This is a genomic window from Bradyrhizobium oligotrophicum, assembly GCF_051168495.1.
Classification (GTDB): Bacteria; Pseudomonadota; Alphaproteobacteria; order Rhizobiales; family Xanthobacteraceae; genus Bradyrhizobium; species Bradyrhizobium oligotrophicum_A.
The window spans coordinates 29,286-43,756 of record NZ_JBNPVB010000030.1 but is presented as its reverse complement, the minus strand read 5'-3'; the positions used below and the strand labels follow the sequence as shown (position 1 = coordinate 43,756).

At 66.7% G+C, this 14,471-nt stretch carries 11 protein-coding genes; 5 read left to right on the top strand and 6 right to left on the bottom strand.

The window, feature by feature from the left end:
* Positions 1 to 104: 104 nt before the first annotated feature.
* On the top strand, positions 105 to 1,352 hold the full coding sequence (locus ACQR1B_RS34010; protein WP_434837217.1) for a multidrug effflux MFS transporter: 1,248 nt from the start codon (positions 105 to 107) through the stop codon (positions 1,350 to 1,352).
* Here ACQR1B_RS34010 and ACQR1B_RS34005 read toward each other — a convergent pair.
* Positions 1,349 to 3,049 (bottom strand): ShlB/FhaC/HecB family hemolysin secretion/activation protein, encoded by a 1,701-nt coding sequence (locus ACQR1B_RS34005; RefSeq protein WP_434837216.1) that lies wholly within the window; start codon positions 3,047 to 3,049, stop codon positions 1,349 to 1,351. The genes ACQR1B_RS34010 and ACQR1B_RS34005 overlap by 4 nt on opposite strands.
* 229 nt (positions 3,050 to 3,278) lie before the next feature.
* Between ACQR1B_RS34005 and ACQR1B_RS34000 the strand changes: the two genes are divergently transcribed.
* The gene (locus ACQR1B_RS34000; RefSeq protein ID WP_434837215.1) at positions 3,279 to 4,490 is read left to right on the top strand and encodes a FecR domain-containing protein; all 1,212 of its coding nucleotides are present in this window, start codon (positions 3,279 to 3,281) and stop codon (positions 4,488 to 4,490) included.
* 146 nt (positions 4,491 to 4,636) lie between these two features.
* On the top strand, positions 4,637 to 7,402 hold the full coding sequence (locus ACQR1B_RS33995) for an EAL domain-containing protein (protein ID WP_434837214.1): 2,766 nt from the start codon (positions 4,637 to 4,639) through the stop codon (positions 7,400 to 7,402).
* Between the two features lie 60 nt (positions 7,403 to 7,462).
* On the opposite strand, the gene ACQR1B_RS33990 is transcribed toward ACQR1B_RS33995, so the two are convergent.
* The 5 genes from ACQR1B_RS33990 to ACQR1B_RS33970 form a co-directional block, all read right to left on the bottom strand.
* The gene (locus ACQR1B_RS33990; RefSeq protein ID WP_434837213.1) at positions 7,463 to 8,389 is read right to left on the bottom strand and encodes a polyphosphate kinase 2 family protein; all 927 of its coding nucleotides are present in this window, start codon (positions 8,387 to 8,389) and stop codon (positions 7,463 to 7,465) included.
* Complete coding sequence (locus tag ACQR1B_RS33985; protein ID WP_434837212.1) at positions 8,386 to 9,102, bottom strand: NUDIX hydrolase; 717 nt, start codon at positions 9,100 to 9,102, stop codon at positions 8,386 to 8,388. Before ACQR1B_RS33985 ends, ACQR1B_RS33990 begins: the two co-directional genes overlap by 4 nt.
* Positions 9,103 to 9,105: 3 nt before the next feature.
* Positions 9,106 to 10,134, bottom strand: coding sequence for an ABC transporter substrate-binding protein (locus ACQR1B_RS33980; protein ID WP_434837211.1), 1,029 nt, complete (start codon positions 10,132 to 10,134; stop codon positions 9,106 to 9,108).
* A 228-nt stretch (positions 10,135 to 10,362) separates the two neighbouring features.
* Complete coding sequence (locus ACQR1B_RS33975; protein ID WP_434837210.1) at positions 10,363 to 11,148, bottom strand: ABC transporter permease; 786 nt, start codon at positions 11,146 to 11,148, stop codon at positions 10,363 to 10,365.
* The gene (locus ACQR1B_RS33970; protein ID WP_434837209.1) at positions 11,148 to 11,954 is read right to left on the bottom strand and encodes an ABC transporter ATP-binding protein; all 807 of its coding nucleotides are present in this window, start codon (positions 11,952 to 11,954) and stop codon (positions 11,148 to 11,150) included. The genes ACQR1B_RS33975 and ACQR1B_RS33970 overlap by 1 nt, the downstream gene beginning before the upstream one ends.
* A gap of 124 nt (positions 11,955 to 12,078) precedes the next feature.
* Between ACQR1B_RS33970 and ACQR1B_RS33965 the strand changes: the two genes are divergently transcribed.
* Both ACQR1B_RS33965 and ACQR1B_RS33960 read left to right on the top strand, forming a co-directional pair.
* Positions 12,079 to 12,873, top strand: coding sequence for an ATP-binding cassette domain-containing protein (locus ACQR1B_RS33965; RefSeq protein ID WP_434837208.1), 795 nt, complete (start codon positions 12,079 to 12,081; stop codon positions 12,871 to 12,873).
* Positions 12,870 to 14,426, top strand: coding sequence for an ABC transporter permease/substrate-binding protein (locus ACQR1B_RS33960; RefSeq protein ID WP_434837207.1), 1,557 nt, complete (start codon positions 12,870 to 12,872; stop codon positions 14,424 to 14,426). Before ACQR1B_RS33965 ends, ACQR1B_RS33960 begins: the two co-directional genes overlap by 4 nt.
* Positions 14,427 to 14,471 lie beyond the last annotated feature (45 nt).

Genomic DNA, 14,471 nt, shown 5'->3' with positions numbered 1-14,471 from the left:
GCTGATGACAGCCATTCCGAAACGCACCTTGTGCAATGCAGCAAGTCAGATACAGATCAGCGGTCACACCCTGACACTCCCAGACATCACGGAAGGCGCGCGCCTTGGCTGATACCAGTGCCGACACCATCGAGATCGTCCGCCACCGTCCGATGGGCTTCACGGAATTCGTGATCGTGATCGCGGCGATCATGGCGCTGAACCCTATCGCCATGGACATGATGCTGCCGGCGCTGCCGAACATCGGCTCGGCGTTCCACATCGACGTCGCCAACCGGGTGCAGGCGGTGCTGACGGCCTTCGTGATCGGCTTCGGCCTCGGCCAGTTCGCGATCGGCCCGCTGTCGGACAGTTTTGGGCGCCGCCCGGTGCTGCTCGGCGGCATGGTGCTTTATGTCATTGCCAGCCTGCTGGCGATCGCTGCGCCGTCGTTCGAGACGCTGCTGCTGGCGCGCGCCCTGGAAGGACTCGGCACCGCCGCGACCCGCGTGATCGCGACCTCGATCGTGCGCGACTGCTACGCCGGCCGCCGCATGGCGAGCGTGGTCTCGCTGGCGATGATGGTGTTCATCGCCGTTCCCGTGGTCGCGCCCGCCTTCGGCCAGGCCGTGATGCTGCTGACGCAATGGCGCGGCATCTTCGTCGTGCTGACGACCTACGGCATCATTGCGCTGCTGTGGACCGCGGAGCGACTACCCGAGACGCTGCCGGAAAACGAGCGCAAGCCGTTCTCGGTCGCCGCCATCAGCGCCGCCTTCCGCGCCACGCTGACCAACCGCCAGACGCTGGGCTATGCGCTCGCCGCCAGCGGCATTTTCGGCGCCGTGCTCGCCTATGTGCTGTCGTCGCAGCAGCTGTTCACCGGCGTCTATCATCTCGGCCACTACTTCCCGCTCGCCTTTGCGGCGATCGCGGTGACGATCGCGGTGGCCGGCTTCCTCAATGCCCGCCTCGTCGGCCGGCTCGGCATGCGCGTCATCTCGCATGGCGCACTGATCGGATGCGTGGTGATCGCACTGATCGACTTCTCCGCGGCGCGCCTCGACATGCTGCCGCTGTGGCTGTTCATGGCGCTGTCGGCGACGATGATGTTCTCGTTCGGCCTGATGTTCGCGAACTTCACCGCACTGGCGATGGAGCCGCAGCGCGCCAATGCCGGCACGGCCTCCTCGCTCTACGGCTCGATCACCACCCTGCTCGGCATGGCCGCCGGCGCCGTGGTCGGCCAGGCCTTCGACGGCACGCCGCTGCCGTTCGCGACCGGCTTCCTGGCCTGCGCCTCCGGCGCGCTGGTCATCGTGCTGATCACCGAGAAGGGCCGGCTGTTCCACGGGCACGGCAAGCCGGTCTAGATGCACGGGCCCTGCCCGCGTTGCGGACACAGCTTGAGCATGTTCGACAATGTCAGCAGCAGCCGCGCGCTGCGCGTCGAATTGTCGGGCGCGCGGTAGCCGAGCGGCACGGCGACGCCGACATTGGCGCGCCAATCGTTCGGGAAGGTGAAGCGCACGCCGGCTCCCGCCGAGGTCAGCGCCACCCCGTCGGACGGGCGAAAACCGTCGTTCCAGGCGAGCCCGGCATCGAAGAAACCGTAGAGCTGATAGCTCTTGAGATAGATCCTGTCCGGCGTCTGCTCGAAGCGAACCTCGAACGTGCCCGCGACGCCGTTGTCGCCGCTGATCTCGGCGCTGCCATAGCCGCGGCCATAGGACTGGCCGCCGAGATAGAATTGCTGCGAATTGTAGAGCGGCCCCGAGGCGAGTTGGCCGGCAGCGGCGAGTCTCAGCGACCACGACTCCGACAGGGTCTGGTCGCGCGCAAACCAGCCGTTGACGACGGAGAAGCTCGGCGACGCGCCGGCGCGCGAGGCCAGGGCATCGCCGGCCGGCGTGGCCCCGAGGGCGTTCAGCCCCTGCCTGTAGGCCAGCGTCAGATAGCTGTCGCCGCCGAGATCATCCTTCCAGCGATAGTCCGAGGTGAAGGTCAGCGTCCGGATGCGGTCGCGATACCAGATGCCGGCCAGATCGCGTTCGGTCACGTTGCTGAACGCGGCCGCGAGCGTCAGGTTCAGGGACGCGCGTTGCGACTGGACCGGTGCGATGCTGCCGCGCAACTCGAGCGTCTCGGTCACGGTGTTGTCGTTGAAGAGCCGCCTGACGTCGCCCGGCCGTACCTCGCTGTGCAATGCGGAGGCGCCGATGTGAGCCCCGTCGGTGCCGACCGGTACGTCGTAGGACAGCCGCCCGAACGCGAGCTGGCGCGGATCGCCTGATGTCGTCGACAAGTTGGCGGTCAGCGTGTCGCCCGGCCGCAGATAGGAGTTGAAGGCCGCCGTGGCGTAGCTCTGCCAGGGGCCGACCGTTGAGGAGCCCAGGTTGTCGACGCCCGTGAAACCGTAGACGTGCCAGGTCTTCAGCTCGAGCACGAGGCGGAAGCGGCCGGTGGTGCCGCCGATCTCCTCCAGCGCGGAATCGACCACGCGAACACCGCCGCGGCTGTTGATGAGGAGCAATTGCCGTTCGAGCGTCGCAAGGCGCGACGGCCGCTCCGCCAGCACGGGCCCGAACATCGGCCGGATGCCGAACTCCTCCGCGCCCTCCCCCTTCAGCCTCACCTCGGTGATACTGCCCTCGATGATCTGGATCTGCACCCGGCCGTTGCTGATGTCCTGCGGCGGGACGATCGCCCGCGTGAGATGAAAACCGGCGGTGCGATACTGATCGCCGATCGCGGTCGCGATGTCAGCGAGATCGGCCTGCGACACTGGCTTGCCCAGATAGGGCTGATAGGACGCAGCGAGTTGTTGGGGGGGCAGCACTGAAGCTCCCGTCAGGACGACGCCGCGCATGGTGAACAGAGGCTTGCGGTCACCGCCGCCCGTTTGCCTTTCGAAGTGCGGAGCCCGCGGCCGCGGCGGCGCCGGCTGGGCGGAGCGCGACTGCTGATCGAAATACCTCTCGGTCTGACGCGGATCGAAGCCCGGCTGGCTGACCTGCTGCGCATGGGCGGCGCCGGCGGACCAGATCGCCGCCACGCAGATCGACGTCATCCACGCAGTTCGCCGAAAGGAGCACGATGCGCGGCGTGCAGGCATACCGGTGTGCCGGCCCGCAGGACTTCCTACTCCCTCGACACAACAACTACACATGCTCCATTCTTAGTTTGTTAGGGTCAATGAAGCGTAAATGCGCGAAGAAAACGCCGCTGCAACCCCTAAGGGTCTCTTGAAACATTTTGATTAGTTTGGCGGGTCGGACAACGACGCGAGTAGTACGATCATGTCATCAAAGCGCCTCCTGATACCGGCACTCATCGCTGCGTGTTGTCTCGGCGCAACCTCCGCAATCGCAGCGGACGGCGAGCCATGGCTGGTGAGCAAATCGTCCGGCGATGTCTGGGTCACGAGCCGAGGCGCACAACAAGTGTCGCTGGGCCGCGAGGATGCGCTGAAGCCAGGCGACATGATCCGCACCGGTCCGAACGGGCGCGTGCAGCTGACGCGCGGCGCCGAGACCATCGTGATCGCACCGAACTCGGAAGTCGGCCTGCCCGCTGCGGCGAAGGACGGCATGGCGACCACGATCCTGCAGCGCGCCGGTTCGATCCTGCTCGATGTCGAGAAGCGCAACGTCCAGCATTTCGAGGTCGAGACGCCCTATCTCGCCGCCGTCGTGAAAGGCACGCAGTTCAGCGTCACCATCAGCGGCCGCAGCACCAAGGTCGATGTCAGCCGCGGCCAGGTGCAGGTCTCGGACTTCAAGACCGGGCAGATCGCCCAGGTCATGCCCGGCCAGGCCGCGACCACCTTCAACGCCGGCCGATCCGGCCTCAGCCTGTCGGGCACAGGCAGCTTCAGCCCGATCGAGCAGGGTCGTCCGCGCACGCCGTCAATCGATCGCGTTCCGGTGCCGCGCGACGGCCTGCATGCGCCGCGCGAGGCCAAGGGCAGCGTGATCCACGCACTCAACGCCAGTGGCGGCACGGTCCGCCCGGGTGCACCGGCCCCTGCGCCACGACAGGCCGTAACCACGACCGCCGGAGCCAGGCCGAACGTCGTGCGGATTTCGACCTCGATCGGTGAGGTCAATCTCAACATCCAGAAGGCGACGCGCGGCCTCGCTCATGACGCCCACAGCGGCACCAGCAGCAAGGCACGCGCCACCGCCTGGAGTGATCCGCGGGGCAGCAACGGCAACAGCACGGCCGGTTCGGCGGCCAGCGGCACGTCCGGCCCCTCGCCGGTGGCCGCCGCCGTGACCGCCGCGGTCGGCTCACCGAGCGCATCGGCCAGCAGCACCAGTTCGAACGGCAATGCCGGCACCAGCCACGCCGCATCCGGCGGCAATGGTGGCAATGGTGGCAATGGTGGCAGCGACAAGAGCAACGGCAATAGTGGTAGCGGCAACAGCGGCAGGAGCAACAGCGGCGGCGACGACGACCATGGCAGCGGCCGCGGTCGCGGCCATGCCTACGGCCACACCAAGAACTGACGCGATGCCTCCCACGCCACCGGATGCGATCGGACTCATGCCAAGGCGGCCGTCAGGGCGAACGAACGCGCTGCAGATGGGGACACACACGTGAGACGGATCGTGGGCACGGGGCGTCAGACCGGTCCGTGAATTCGGGAGGGGGCATGGTCAGGCGGTTCACGCCGCATTTTCTGGTCGTCGTTGCGCTGCTGACAGTCGGCCTGTCCGGCGGCTCCGAGCTGCTGAGCAACACGCTCGCCGATCTGCGCCTTCGTCTTGACCAACGTCCCGCCAGCGGCGAGATCGCAGTCGTGGCGATCGACCCGCGCTCGATCGAGGCCATTGGCGTCTGGCCGTGGCCGCGCACGATTCACGCGCAGCTGCTGCAACGATTGCAGCGCGCCGGTGCGCGCGACGTCGCCTTCGACGTCGATTTCAGCGCGCCGTCCGATGCGGCCGCCGACCAGGCCTTCCTGAACGCGCTCGAGAACGCCAAGGGCTCGGTCGCGCTGCCGGCCTTCAAACAGCTCAACGTGACGGGAAAGGAAACCGCCGTTCACGTCAACCGGCCGCTGCCGCAATTCGAACGGCTGGCATGGTCGGCCCTGGTGAACATCGAGGTGGCACGGGACGGCCGCGTCAGACACTACGATTTCGGCGGCTCTACCGAGAATGGCCGCGAGACGACATTCCTGCAATCGATGGGCGCGTTCCTCGGCGGCAGCGACGCGGTCAAGAGCAGCTCGTTTCTGATCGATTACGGCATCGATCCATCGTCGCTCCCGAAGGTGTCTTATGTCGACGTGCTGCGCGGCGACGCGGCGGCGTTGGCGCGGCTCGAGAACAAGCGAGTGATCGTCGGCGCAACCGCCATCGAGCTCGGCGACTATTACAGCGTGCCGAACGGCCGCGTCCTGCCCGGCGTCGTGCTGCAGGCACTGGCGGCCGAATCCATCCTTCAGCATCGCACCCTGCTCAAGACCACGACCGCGGCCACGGTGGCCGGCCTGCTGCTGATCATCGTGATCATGCTGGCGAGTTGGGGGCGCCTCTCGGCGGCCCGGCGCGGCCTGCTGATCGCATGTCTCGGCATCGGCATCGAGGCGGTCGCGCTGCTGCTGCATCATCGCCATGCCCTGGTGCTCGACACCGCGCTGCTGCAGATCGCGCTCATCGCCTATCTCACGGCGACCGCACTCGACGAGATCGACTTCCGCGGTCTGCTGCGCAACGTCGCCGAGAGCCGCTTCGAGCGGATCGCGATGTCGATCGGCGACGGACTGGTATGCACCGATCAGGACAAGCGGATCACGGTGTGGAATCCGGGCGCCGTCGCGATCTTCGGCTACGGCGCCGACGAGGTCATCGGTCAGCCCTTCTCGCGACTGCGCGCCGATGATGGCGGGACCGACGATCTGTTCCGGCAGCAGGAGGCGGTGTTGCCGGCACCCCTGCTGCCGGGCGGAGCCACGCTCGAGTTCGACGGCCGCCGCAAGGACGGCGAGGTGTTTCCGGTCGAGGCCAGCTTCTCCGCCTGGCACGGCGCCGATGGCCTGCAATATGGCGTGATCCTGCGCGACATCTCGGTGCGCAAGCGCGAGGCCGAGCGCATCCGTTACCTGGCCGAGCACGACACGCTCACCACTCTGATCAACCGCAACACGTTCCAGTCCGAACTCGTTGAGATGATCGAGACCGCCGATGCCGCATCCGACCGCGTGGTGCTGCTGGTGATCGGGCTCGATGCCTTCCAGCACATCAACGACCTGCTCGGCCATGCCTTCGGCGACAACGTCCTGCGCGCCGCGGCCGAGCGGCTTCGCGGCAAGATCGGGATCAGGGGCCGCGTGGCGCGGCTCAGCGGCGACGAGTTTGCGATCGCACTTCCATGTTCCGCCGTCAGCGGCACGGTGGCCCAATTCGCCGAGCATCTCGCGCAGCTGTTCGAGGTGCCGCTGGACGTCGGCACGCGGCAGCAGCGCATCAAGGTCAGCCTCGGCGTCGCGGTTCATCCGGAAGGCGGACAGACGGCGGGCGAGTTGCTCAGCAACGCCCATCTCGCGCTCTGTCGCGCCAAGACGGAGCGACGGGGCGGCCATGTGATGTTCGAGCCGGCGATCCGCCATGAGCTCGAACGGCGGCTGACGCTCGAGGCCGAGCTCGCGCGCGCCGTCGAGCGGGGGGAGTTCGAGCTGTTCTACCAGCCGCAAGTGGAGCTGTTGAGCAGCCGCGTGATCGGCGCCGAAGCGCTGATCCGCTGGCACCATCCGGCGCGCGGCCTCCTGCCTCCCAGCGATTTCATGTCCGTCGTCAACATCTCGCCCTTGTCCGAAGCCGTCGCGGCCTGGGTGATGACGTCGGCCTGCCGGCAGGCGCGGCACTGGCAGCTCGCCGGCCACGCGATCCGCGTCGGCGTCAACCTGTCGCCGTCACAGTTCCAGTCGGGCGATCTCGCAGCCTTCGTCGGCAAGCTGCTCATGGCGACGGGGCTGTCGCCCGGACTGCTCGAACTTGAAGTCACCGAGGACATCCTGCTGCACGACGAGCCCGGCGTGCTGGAGACCTTCAACCGGCTGCAGGCGCTCGGCGTCAGCCTGGTGTTCGACGATTTCGGCACCGGCTATGCGAGCCTCAGCTATCTCAAGAAGTTTCCGCTCGACGGTCTCAAGATCGACCGCTCCTTCGTCCGCGATGTATTGACCCAGGCCGACGACGCCGCCATCGCCGGCTCGACGGTGAGCCTCAGCAAGCAGCTCGATCTCTCGGTGATCGCCGAAGGCATCGAGAACCAGGCGACCGCCGAATTTCTGCTGCGGCTGGGCTGCGAGCATGGCCAGGGCTATCATTTCGGCAAGCCGATGCCGGTTGCGGAATTCGAGCAGCGTTTCCTGGCGATGGACAGTACCGCGCGGCAGGCCGGCGCGGCGTGATGTGAGCCGAAGCCAAGCTCATCGCACGGCGTCGCGCCGGTCGCAGCTCGGCCTCACACCTCACCCGCGGCCCTTCTTCCCGCCCTTGCCTTCGTTCTCCAACGCCTTGCGCACGGCCTTGAACTCGTCGAGCGCCGACGGATCGACGCGCGGGAAATGCAGGTCGAGGCTTTCGAGCGCGGCGACGATGGTCGAGCCGATCACGACGCGGGCGAACCATTTGTGGTCGGCCGGCACGACGTACCACGGCGCAAACGGCGTCGAGGTGTGGCGCACGATGTCCTGATAGACCGCCTGGTAGCGATGCCATCTGGCGCGTTCGGTGACGTCGCCCATCGAGAACTTCCAGTTCTTCGCCGGCTCCTCCAGCCGGTCGAGGAAGCGCTCACGCTGCTCCTCCTTGGAGATGTTGAGGAAGAACTTCAGAATCACGGTGCCGTTGCGGGTGAGGTAGCGCTCGAAAGCGGAGATGTCCTCGAAGCGCTCGTGCCAGATGTTCTTGGTGACGAGCTTGGGCGGCAGCTTCTCGGCTTTGAGAATCTCCGGATGCACGCGCGTGACCAGGCATTCCTCATAGTAGGAGCGGTTGAAGATGCCGATGCGGCCGCGCTCGGGCAGCGCGATGGCGCTGCGCCACATGAAGTCGTGATCCAGCTCCTTCGAGGTCGGCTGCTTGAACGAGGTCACTTCGCAGCCCTGCGGATTGACGCCCTCGAAGATGCTCTTGATGGCGCTGTCCTTGCCCGAGGCATCCATGCCCTGCAGCAGCACCAGCACCGACCAGCGGTCCTGCGCGTACAGCTTCTCCTGGAAGTCGGAAAGCCGCTTGCGGTTCTGCTCGATGATCGCCTCGCCCTCGTCCTTGTCGAGGCCGCCCTTCACCTTGGTCTTGTGCGACTTGAGGTGAAACTTGTGCCCGCCATCGACGCGGAACGGCGTGATGAAGCGATCGAGCTCGGTCGCAGGCGTGCGCGTTGTCTTGCTCATGAGGACGGCTCTCCGGCGCTGAACTGGGTTTCGAGGAAGGCGGTCACGAAACGCGGCATGGCCGCGGTCAGATCGCTCCTGCTTCGAACCAGCCGGACGCCTGCGAGTTCCGGCTCGTCCTGGGCGGCGAGATTGGCCTCGATGCGGCGCTGCAGGACTTCGCCGGTCTCGGCGGCGTCGAGCATGCGCATCAGCGCAACCGACGCGCCGGTCACAACGCAGTCCCAATGCGCCGACGCGCGATAGTCCGCCGGTGTCAGCCCGGTCTCCTCCTCGACCTCGCGCGCGACGTTGGCGGCGAGATCGAGCGTGTGACCGCTGACATCGGCAAGATCCGGCGTGCCGGCCGGAAAGTAGAGCCGGCCGGCATTGGCCGTATGCGCGCCCATCTCGCCGAGAACGAAAGCGCCGTCCGCAGCGCGCAGCGCACCCATGCCGAAACCGTTGAACACCGCACGATCGGGATAGCCCCAGTCCCGCCACGCCAGCAGGCTGGCGAAATCCGTCTCGAAATAGCTGGCCGAGAACTGCCCGTTGTCGAAGCGGGCGTTGCGCCCAAGCAGAATGCGCCCGTTCCACAGGCCGGGCTTGTCGTGCTGCTGCGCGGCGAAATGCGCCGCGATCTCGTCGCGGCGCTGGTTCGCGAACGGCCAGTCCCAGCGCTCGACCTCCAGGTCGAGCGTGGTGACGCGGTGGATGACGACGTCCGTCATCCCCTACTTCGTGCTCGTGCCGGTGGTGCCCTTCGCCTGCTCGACGAACTTATTTGTGAAGGTCTTGCTGACGTCGATATTGGCTTTGGCGACTTCAGGCGAGCCGGTCGAGAATACGGCCAGCACGGCGTCGGCGCCCTTCGGGTCCATCTTGCCGGTCTGCGAGTACATCGGGATCGTGTTCTTCAGCGCCGCGAGATAGAGCGCCTTGTCCTTGCCGACGAGTTCCTCCGGCATCTTGGCCATGATCTCTTCCGGCGTATGCGAATGGATCCAGGCCAGCGTGGCCACGATCGCATTGGTCAGAGCCTGCGTCTCCTTCTCGTGGCCAGCGATCCAGGCCACCGTCGAATACAGCGCGCCGCCGGGATATTCGCCGCCGAACACCTCCAGCGTGTCGTGCTGGGTGCGGGTGTCGCTCAGGATCTTCAGGTCCGGATGCTTGCCCTGCAGCACGGTTACCGCGGGGTCGAGCATCACGGCGGCGTCGATCTGGCCCTGCTCCATGGCCGCGACCGCGGTGGCGCCGAGACCGACACCGATCACGGCCGTGCCGGTGGGATCGAGACCGTTCTTCTTCAGCATGTATTTCAGGAAGAAGTCGGTGGAGGAACCCGGCGCGCTCACACCGACCTTCTTGCCGGCAAGATCCTTGATCGAGCTGATCTCCTTGTTGTGCGACGGCGCGACCACCAGCACGAGCCCGGGATAGCGGTCATAGACGACGAAGGACTGCATCTCCTGCTTCTTGGCGGCGAGATTGACGCAATGATCGAAATAGCCGGAGACGACGTCGGCGCTGCCGCCGAGCACGGCCTTCAGCGCATCCGAACCGCCCTTGAGGTCGACCAGCTCGACCTCGAGCCCGGCCTTCTCATATTCGCCGAGTTGCTTGGCCAGCACCGTCGGCAGATAGCACAGGCAGGCGCCGCCGCCGATCGCGATCGTTACCTTGGTTGCGGCGCTCGCCAGTCCCGTGCTCATCGTCAGCGCCAGCAGCGCGCCGGTCACCCGGCCCAACATCTTGTTCATTGATTTCCTCCGTTCCGATTGCCGATCAGATTAAGCCCGCGCGGCTTGCCTGAGAAGGCCGCTCCATTATCCGCTGTCGTCCCTGCGAACGCAGGGACCCATACCGCGTGATCTCGCGGCGAGAAAACACTGGACGTCCCGCGTGCCACAAACTGCTGCCGGTGGTTATGGGTCCCTGCGTTCGCAGGGACGACAGCGGTGTTCGTCGAAGCATCGCGCCCATCATCATCACCGGCCCTCCGCCGCATCCGGTCGCCACACCAGCAGCCTGCGCTCCACCAGCGTCACGCAGACGTCGATCAGGATGACGAAGGCCGACAGCACGAACATGCCGGCGAACACGCCGGCGACGTCGAACACGCCCTCGGCCTGCTGGATCAGGTAGCCGAGGCCGGCCGCGGACCCGAGATATTCGCCGACGACGGCGCCGACCACCGCGAAGCCGACTGACGTGTGCAGCGACGAGAACATCCACGACAGCGCCGACGGCCAGTAGACATGGCGCATCAATTGCCGCTCGCTCATCCCCAGCATGCGCGCGTTGTCGCGCACCACGGTCGAGACCTCCTTGACGCCCTGATAGACGTTGAAGAACACGATGAAGAACACCAAGGTCACGCCGAGCGCGACCTTGGACCAGATGCCGAGCCCGAGCCACAGCGTGAAAATCGGCGCCAGCACCACGCGCGGCAGCGCGTTGGCCATCTTGACGTAGGGGTCGAACACGGCCGCGACCAGCGGCTTGCGCGCGAACCAGAAGCCGACCAGCACGCCGCCGAGCGAGCCGATCGCAAACGCCAGGATCGATTCCCACAATGTGATCGCAAGATGCTTCCAGATCGCGCCGGTCGAAAACCATTTGACGACCTGAGCTGAGACGTCGACGGGGTTGGAGAAGAAGAACGGCGGCAGCAGAATGCGCCCGAACACCGGCACCGTGGCAAGGAACTGCCATGATGCAATCACGACGATCGCGACCAGCAGTTGCAGCGCGAGCAGACCGAGACGCGACATCACACCGCCTCCGCCTGCTTGTAGGTCTTCTCGACCTCCGACTTCAGCGTCTGCCAGATCTCGCGATGCAGCTCGTGGAACTCGTGTTTCATGCGCACCTCGAAGATGTCGCGTGGGCGCGGCAGGGTGACGCGCCAGTCGCCGATGATGCGCGAAGCGGGGCCTGCCGACATGATGACGACGCGGTCGGCGAGCGCGATCGCCTCTTCCAGATCATGGGTGACGAACAACACCGCCTTACGGTCGGCATTCCAGAGATCGAGCAGCAGATTGCCCATGATCTGCCGCGTCTGCGCATCGAGCGGCCCGAACGGCTCGTCCATCAGGATGATGCGGGGATTGCGGATCAGGACCTGCGCGAGGCCGACGCGCTTGCGCTGGCCGCCCGACAGCATGTGCGGATAGCGGTTGCCGAACGCGCCGAGGCCGACCGAGGTCAGCCATTGCTGGGCCTTGGCCGACGCCTCTTGCGATGGCGTGCCGGCGACCTCCAGCCCGATCGCGACGTTCTCGAGCGCCGTCTTCCACGGAAACAGCGCATCGGCCTGGAACAAGTACCCCGCGTCGCGATTGAGGCCCGCCAGCGGCTGGCCGAAGATGCGCACGCTGCCGGCCGCCGGCTTCAGCAGGCCGGCCGCGACGTTGAGAAGCGTAGATTTGCCGCAGCCGGTCGGGCCGACAATGGCGACGAACTCGCCGTCGGCGACGGCGAGATCCGCCGTCTCGACGGCAGTGTAGGTGCGTCCGCCGGCGAGACGGAATGCAACCGTGGTCCCGTCCAGCGAAACCGCGGTAGCCATAGGCATCGTCACGTCCAAGTTCCTCCCCGAAATGGCCGGGACGGCTTAGCCGCTTGCGCGGCGAAGTTCAACGCAGGCGCCGGACGTGCTAGGTCAGTCCAAGCCGAGGTCTCCCGCCCCGAAACGCCGCATGCCGCGCACGCCCCTCATCGCCTATGACCACGTTCGCAAGAGCTTCCCCGGCCCGGCGGGCGCCGTGGCCGCGGTGGACGACGTTGCGCTGGAGATTGCCGAGGGTGAGTTCCTGGCCATTGTCGGCGGCTCCGGCTCGGGCAAGACCACCTTGCTGCGGCTTACCAATCGCCTGATCGAATTGGACAGCGGCACGATCCGCATCGCCGGCGAGGACATCAGCGGCCTCGAGCCGGTCGGCCTGCGCCGCCGCATCGGCAACGTGTTCCAGAACGGCGCGCTGTTTCCGCACATGACGGTGGCCGCCAATATCGGCATCACCCCGCGGCTGCTGGGCACGCCGGCCGACGAGATCGCCGCCCGCGTCGACGAGCTGCTCGACCTCGTCCAGCTCGACCGCAAGGCGCATCGCGACCGCCTGCCCGACGAACTCTCCGGCGGTCAGCGCCAGCGCGTCGGCGTCGCCCGCGCGCTCGCCGCCCGGCCTGCCATCGTGCTGATGGACGAGCCGTTCGGCGCGCTCGATCCGCTGACGCGCGATGCGCTCGGCGGCGACTACCGGGCTTTGCATGACAGGCTCGCGCTGACTACCATCATGATCACGCACGACATCACCGAAGCGCTGCTGCTCGCCGACCGGATCGCGGTGATGCGCAGCGGACGCCTGGTCGAGGTCGGCACGCCGGCTCTGCTCGCAGCGAGTCGCGAGCCCTATGTGACGGAATTGATGAGCACGCCGCGCCGGCAGGCCGCGCGGCTGAAGGCGCTGCTGCCCGAGAGTGGCGCCGCATGAGCACACTGTCGGATCCACGCTTCGCCGAGGCGCTTTCACATCTCGCCGACTATCTCGGCAGCCATCTGCGCGTCAGCATCGCAGCGCTCGCGCTCGGCCTTGCCGTCAGCTTCCCGCTGGCGCTGCTCGCGCGCAACCGCCCCCCGCTGCGCAATCTTCTGCTCGGCCTCGCCAGCGTGGTGCAGACCGTGCCGGGACTGGCGCTGCTCGCGCTGTTCTATCCGCTGCTGCTGGCGCTCGCCGCCGTAAGCCTGCGCTGGTTCGGACTGTCGTTCTCCGCGTTCGGCTTTCTGCCGGCGGTGCTGGCGCTGGCGCTGTATTCGATGCTGCCGGTGCTGCGCAACACCATCACCGGGCTCAACGGTGTCGATGCCGGCCTGATCGAAGCCGCGAAAGGCGTCGGCATGACCGAGCGCCAGGCGCTGACGATGGTCGAGCTGCCGCTGGCGCTGCCCGTCATCATGGCCGGCATCCGCACCGCTGCGGTGTGGGTGATCGGCACTGCGACCCTGTCGACGCCGATCGGGCAGACCTCGCTCGGCAACTACATCTTTGCGGGGCTGCAGACGCAGAACTGGGTGCTGGTCGTGTTCGGCTGCGTTGCCGCCGCGGTGCTGGCGCTCGCGGTCGATCAACTGCTGGCGCTGATCGAGAATGGGCTGCGCGCGCGCAGCCGCGCCCGTGTCGGGTTGGGGACGGCGACCATCGCGCTGATGGTGGGCGTCAGCCTCCTGCCCTCGCTCGCCAACAGCGCCGCGCGTTACACGATCGGCGCCAAGACCTTCACCGAGCAATATGTGCTGTCCGCGCTGCTGAGCGAGCGGCTGCAGGCCGCCGGCCTCTCCGCGGCCTCGCGCGCCGGCCTCGGCTCCAGCGTGATCTACGAGGCGCTCAAGAGCGGCGACATCGACGTCTATATTGATTATTCCGGCACATTGTGGGCCAACCAGTTTCACCACACCGAACAGCTGCCGCGCGACGCGCTGCTCGCGGCACTGAAGGCCGATCTCGCCAAGGACAAGGTGACCCTGCTCGGCGAGCTCGGTTTCGAGAACGCCTACGCGCTGGTGATGCCGCGCAAGAAGGCCGAGGCGCTCGGCATCCGCTCGATCGAAGATCTCGCACGACACACCTCGACGATGTCGATTGCCGGCGACTACGAGTTCTTCTCGCGCCCGGAATGGGCGGCCTTGCGCGATGCCTACGGCCTTGCCTTCCGCGTGCAGCGCCAGATGCAGCCGGATTTCATGTATGCCGCGGTGGCCTCGGGCGAGGTCGACGTCATCGCCGGCTACACCAGCGACGGGCTGATCGCGAAATACGATCTCGTCGTGCTCGACGATCCCAAGCAGGCGATCCCGCCCTACGACGCGATCCTGCTGCTGGCGCCGAAGCGCAGTGACGACCGCGCGCTGCAGGATGCCTTGCGCCCCCTGCTCGGCCGCATCGACATCGCGACCATGCAGCAGGCCAATCTGCGGGCCTCGGGCAACGACGCGGAGTCCTCGCCGCAGGCGGTGGCGCGCTGGCTGTGGGAAAAGATACGGAAATAGAGCCTCGCTTTGCGATCTCTCCAAGATCGCCCTGGACATCACGCG

Excerpts from the sequence above, each read along its gene's own strand:
- ACQR1B_RS34005 (WP_434837216.1), bottom strand. The coding sequence starts at position 3,049 with ATGACGTCGATCTGCGTGGCGGCGATCTGGTCCGCCGGCGCCGCCCAT.
- ACQR1B_RS34000 (WP_434837215.1), top strand. The coding sequence starts at position 3,279 with ATGTCATCAAAGCGCCTCCTGATACCGGCACTCATCGCTGCGTGTTGT.
- ACQR1B_RS33995 (WP_434837214.1), top strand. The coding sequence starts at position 4,637 with ATGGTCAGGCGGTTCACGCCGCATTTTCTGGTCGTCGTTGCGCTGCTG.
- ACQR1B_RS33990 (WP_434837213.1), bottom strand. The coding sequence starts at position 8,389 with ATGAGCAAGACAACGCGCACGCCTGCGACCGAGCTCGATCGCTTCATC.
- ACQR1B_RS33985 (WP_434837212.1), bottom strand. The coding sequence starts at position 9,102 with ATGACGGACGTCGTCATCCACCGCGTCACCACGCTCGACCTGGAGGTC.
- ACQR1B_RS33980 (WP_434837211.1), bottom strand. The coding sequence starts at position 10,134 with ATGAACAAGATGTTGGGCCGGGTGACCGGCGCGCTGCTGGCGCTGACG.
- ACQR1B_RS33975 (WP_434837210.1), bottom strand. The coding sequence starts at position 11,148 with ATGTCGCGTCTCGGTCTGCTCGCGCTGCAACTGCTGGTCGCGATCGTC.
- ACQR1B_RS33970 (WP_434837209.1), bottom strand. The coding sequence starts at position 11,954 with ATGCCTATGGCTACCGCGGTTTCGCTGGACGGGACCACGGTTGCATTC.
- ACQR1B_RS33965 (WP_434837208.1), top strand. The coding sequence starts at position 12,079 with ATGCCGCGCACGCCCCTCATCGCCTATGACCACGTTCGCAAGAGCTTC.
- ACQR1B_RS33960 (WP_434837207.1), top strand. The coding sequence starts at position 12,870 with ATGAGCACACTGTCGGATCCACGCTTCGCCGAGGCGCTTTCACATCTC.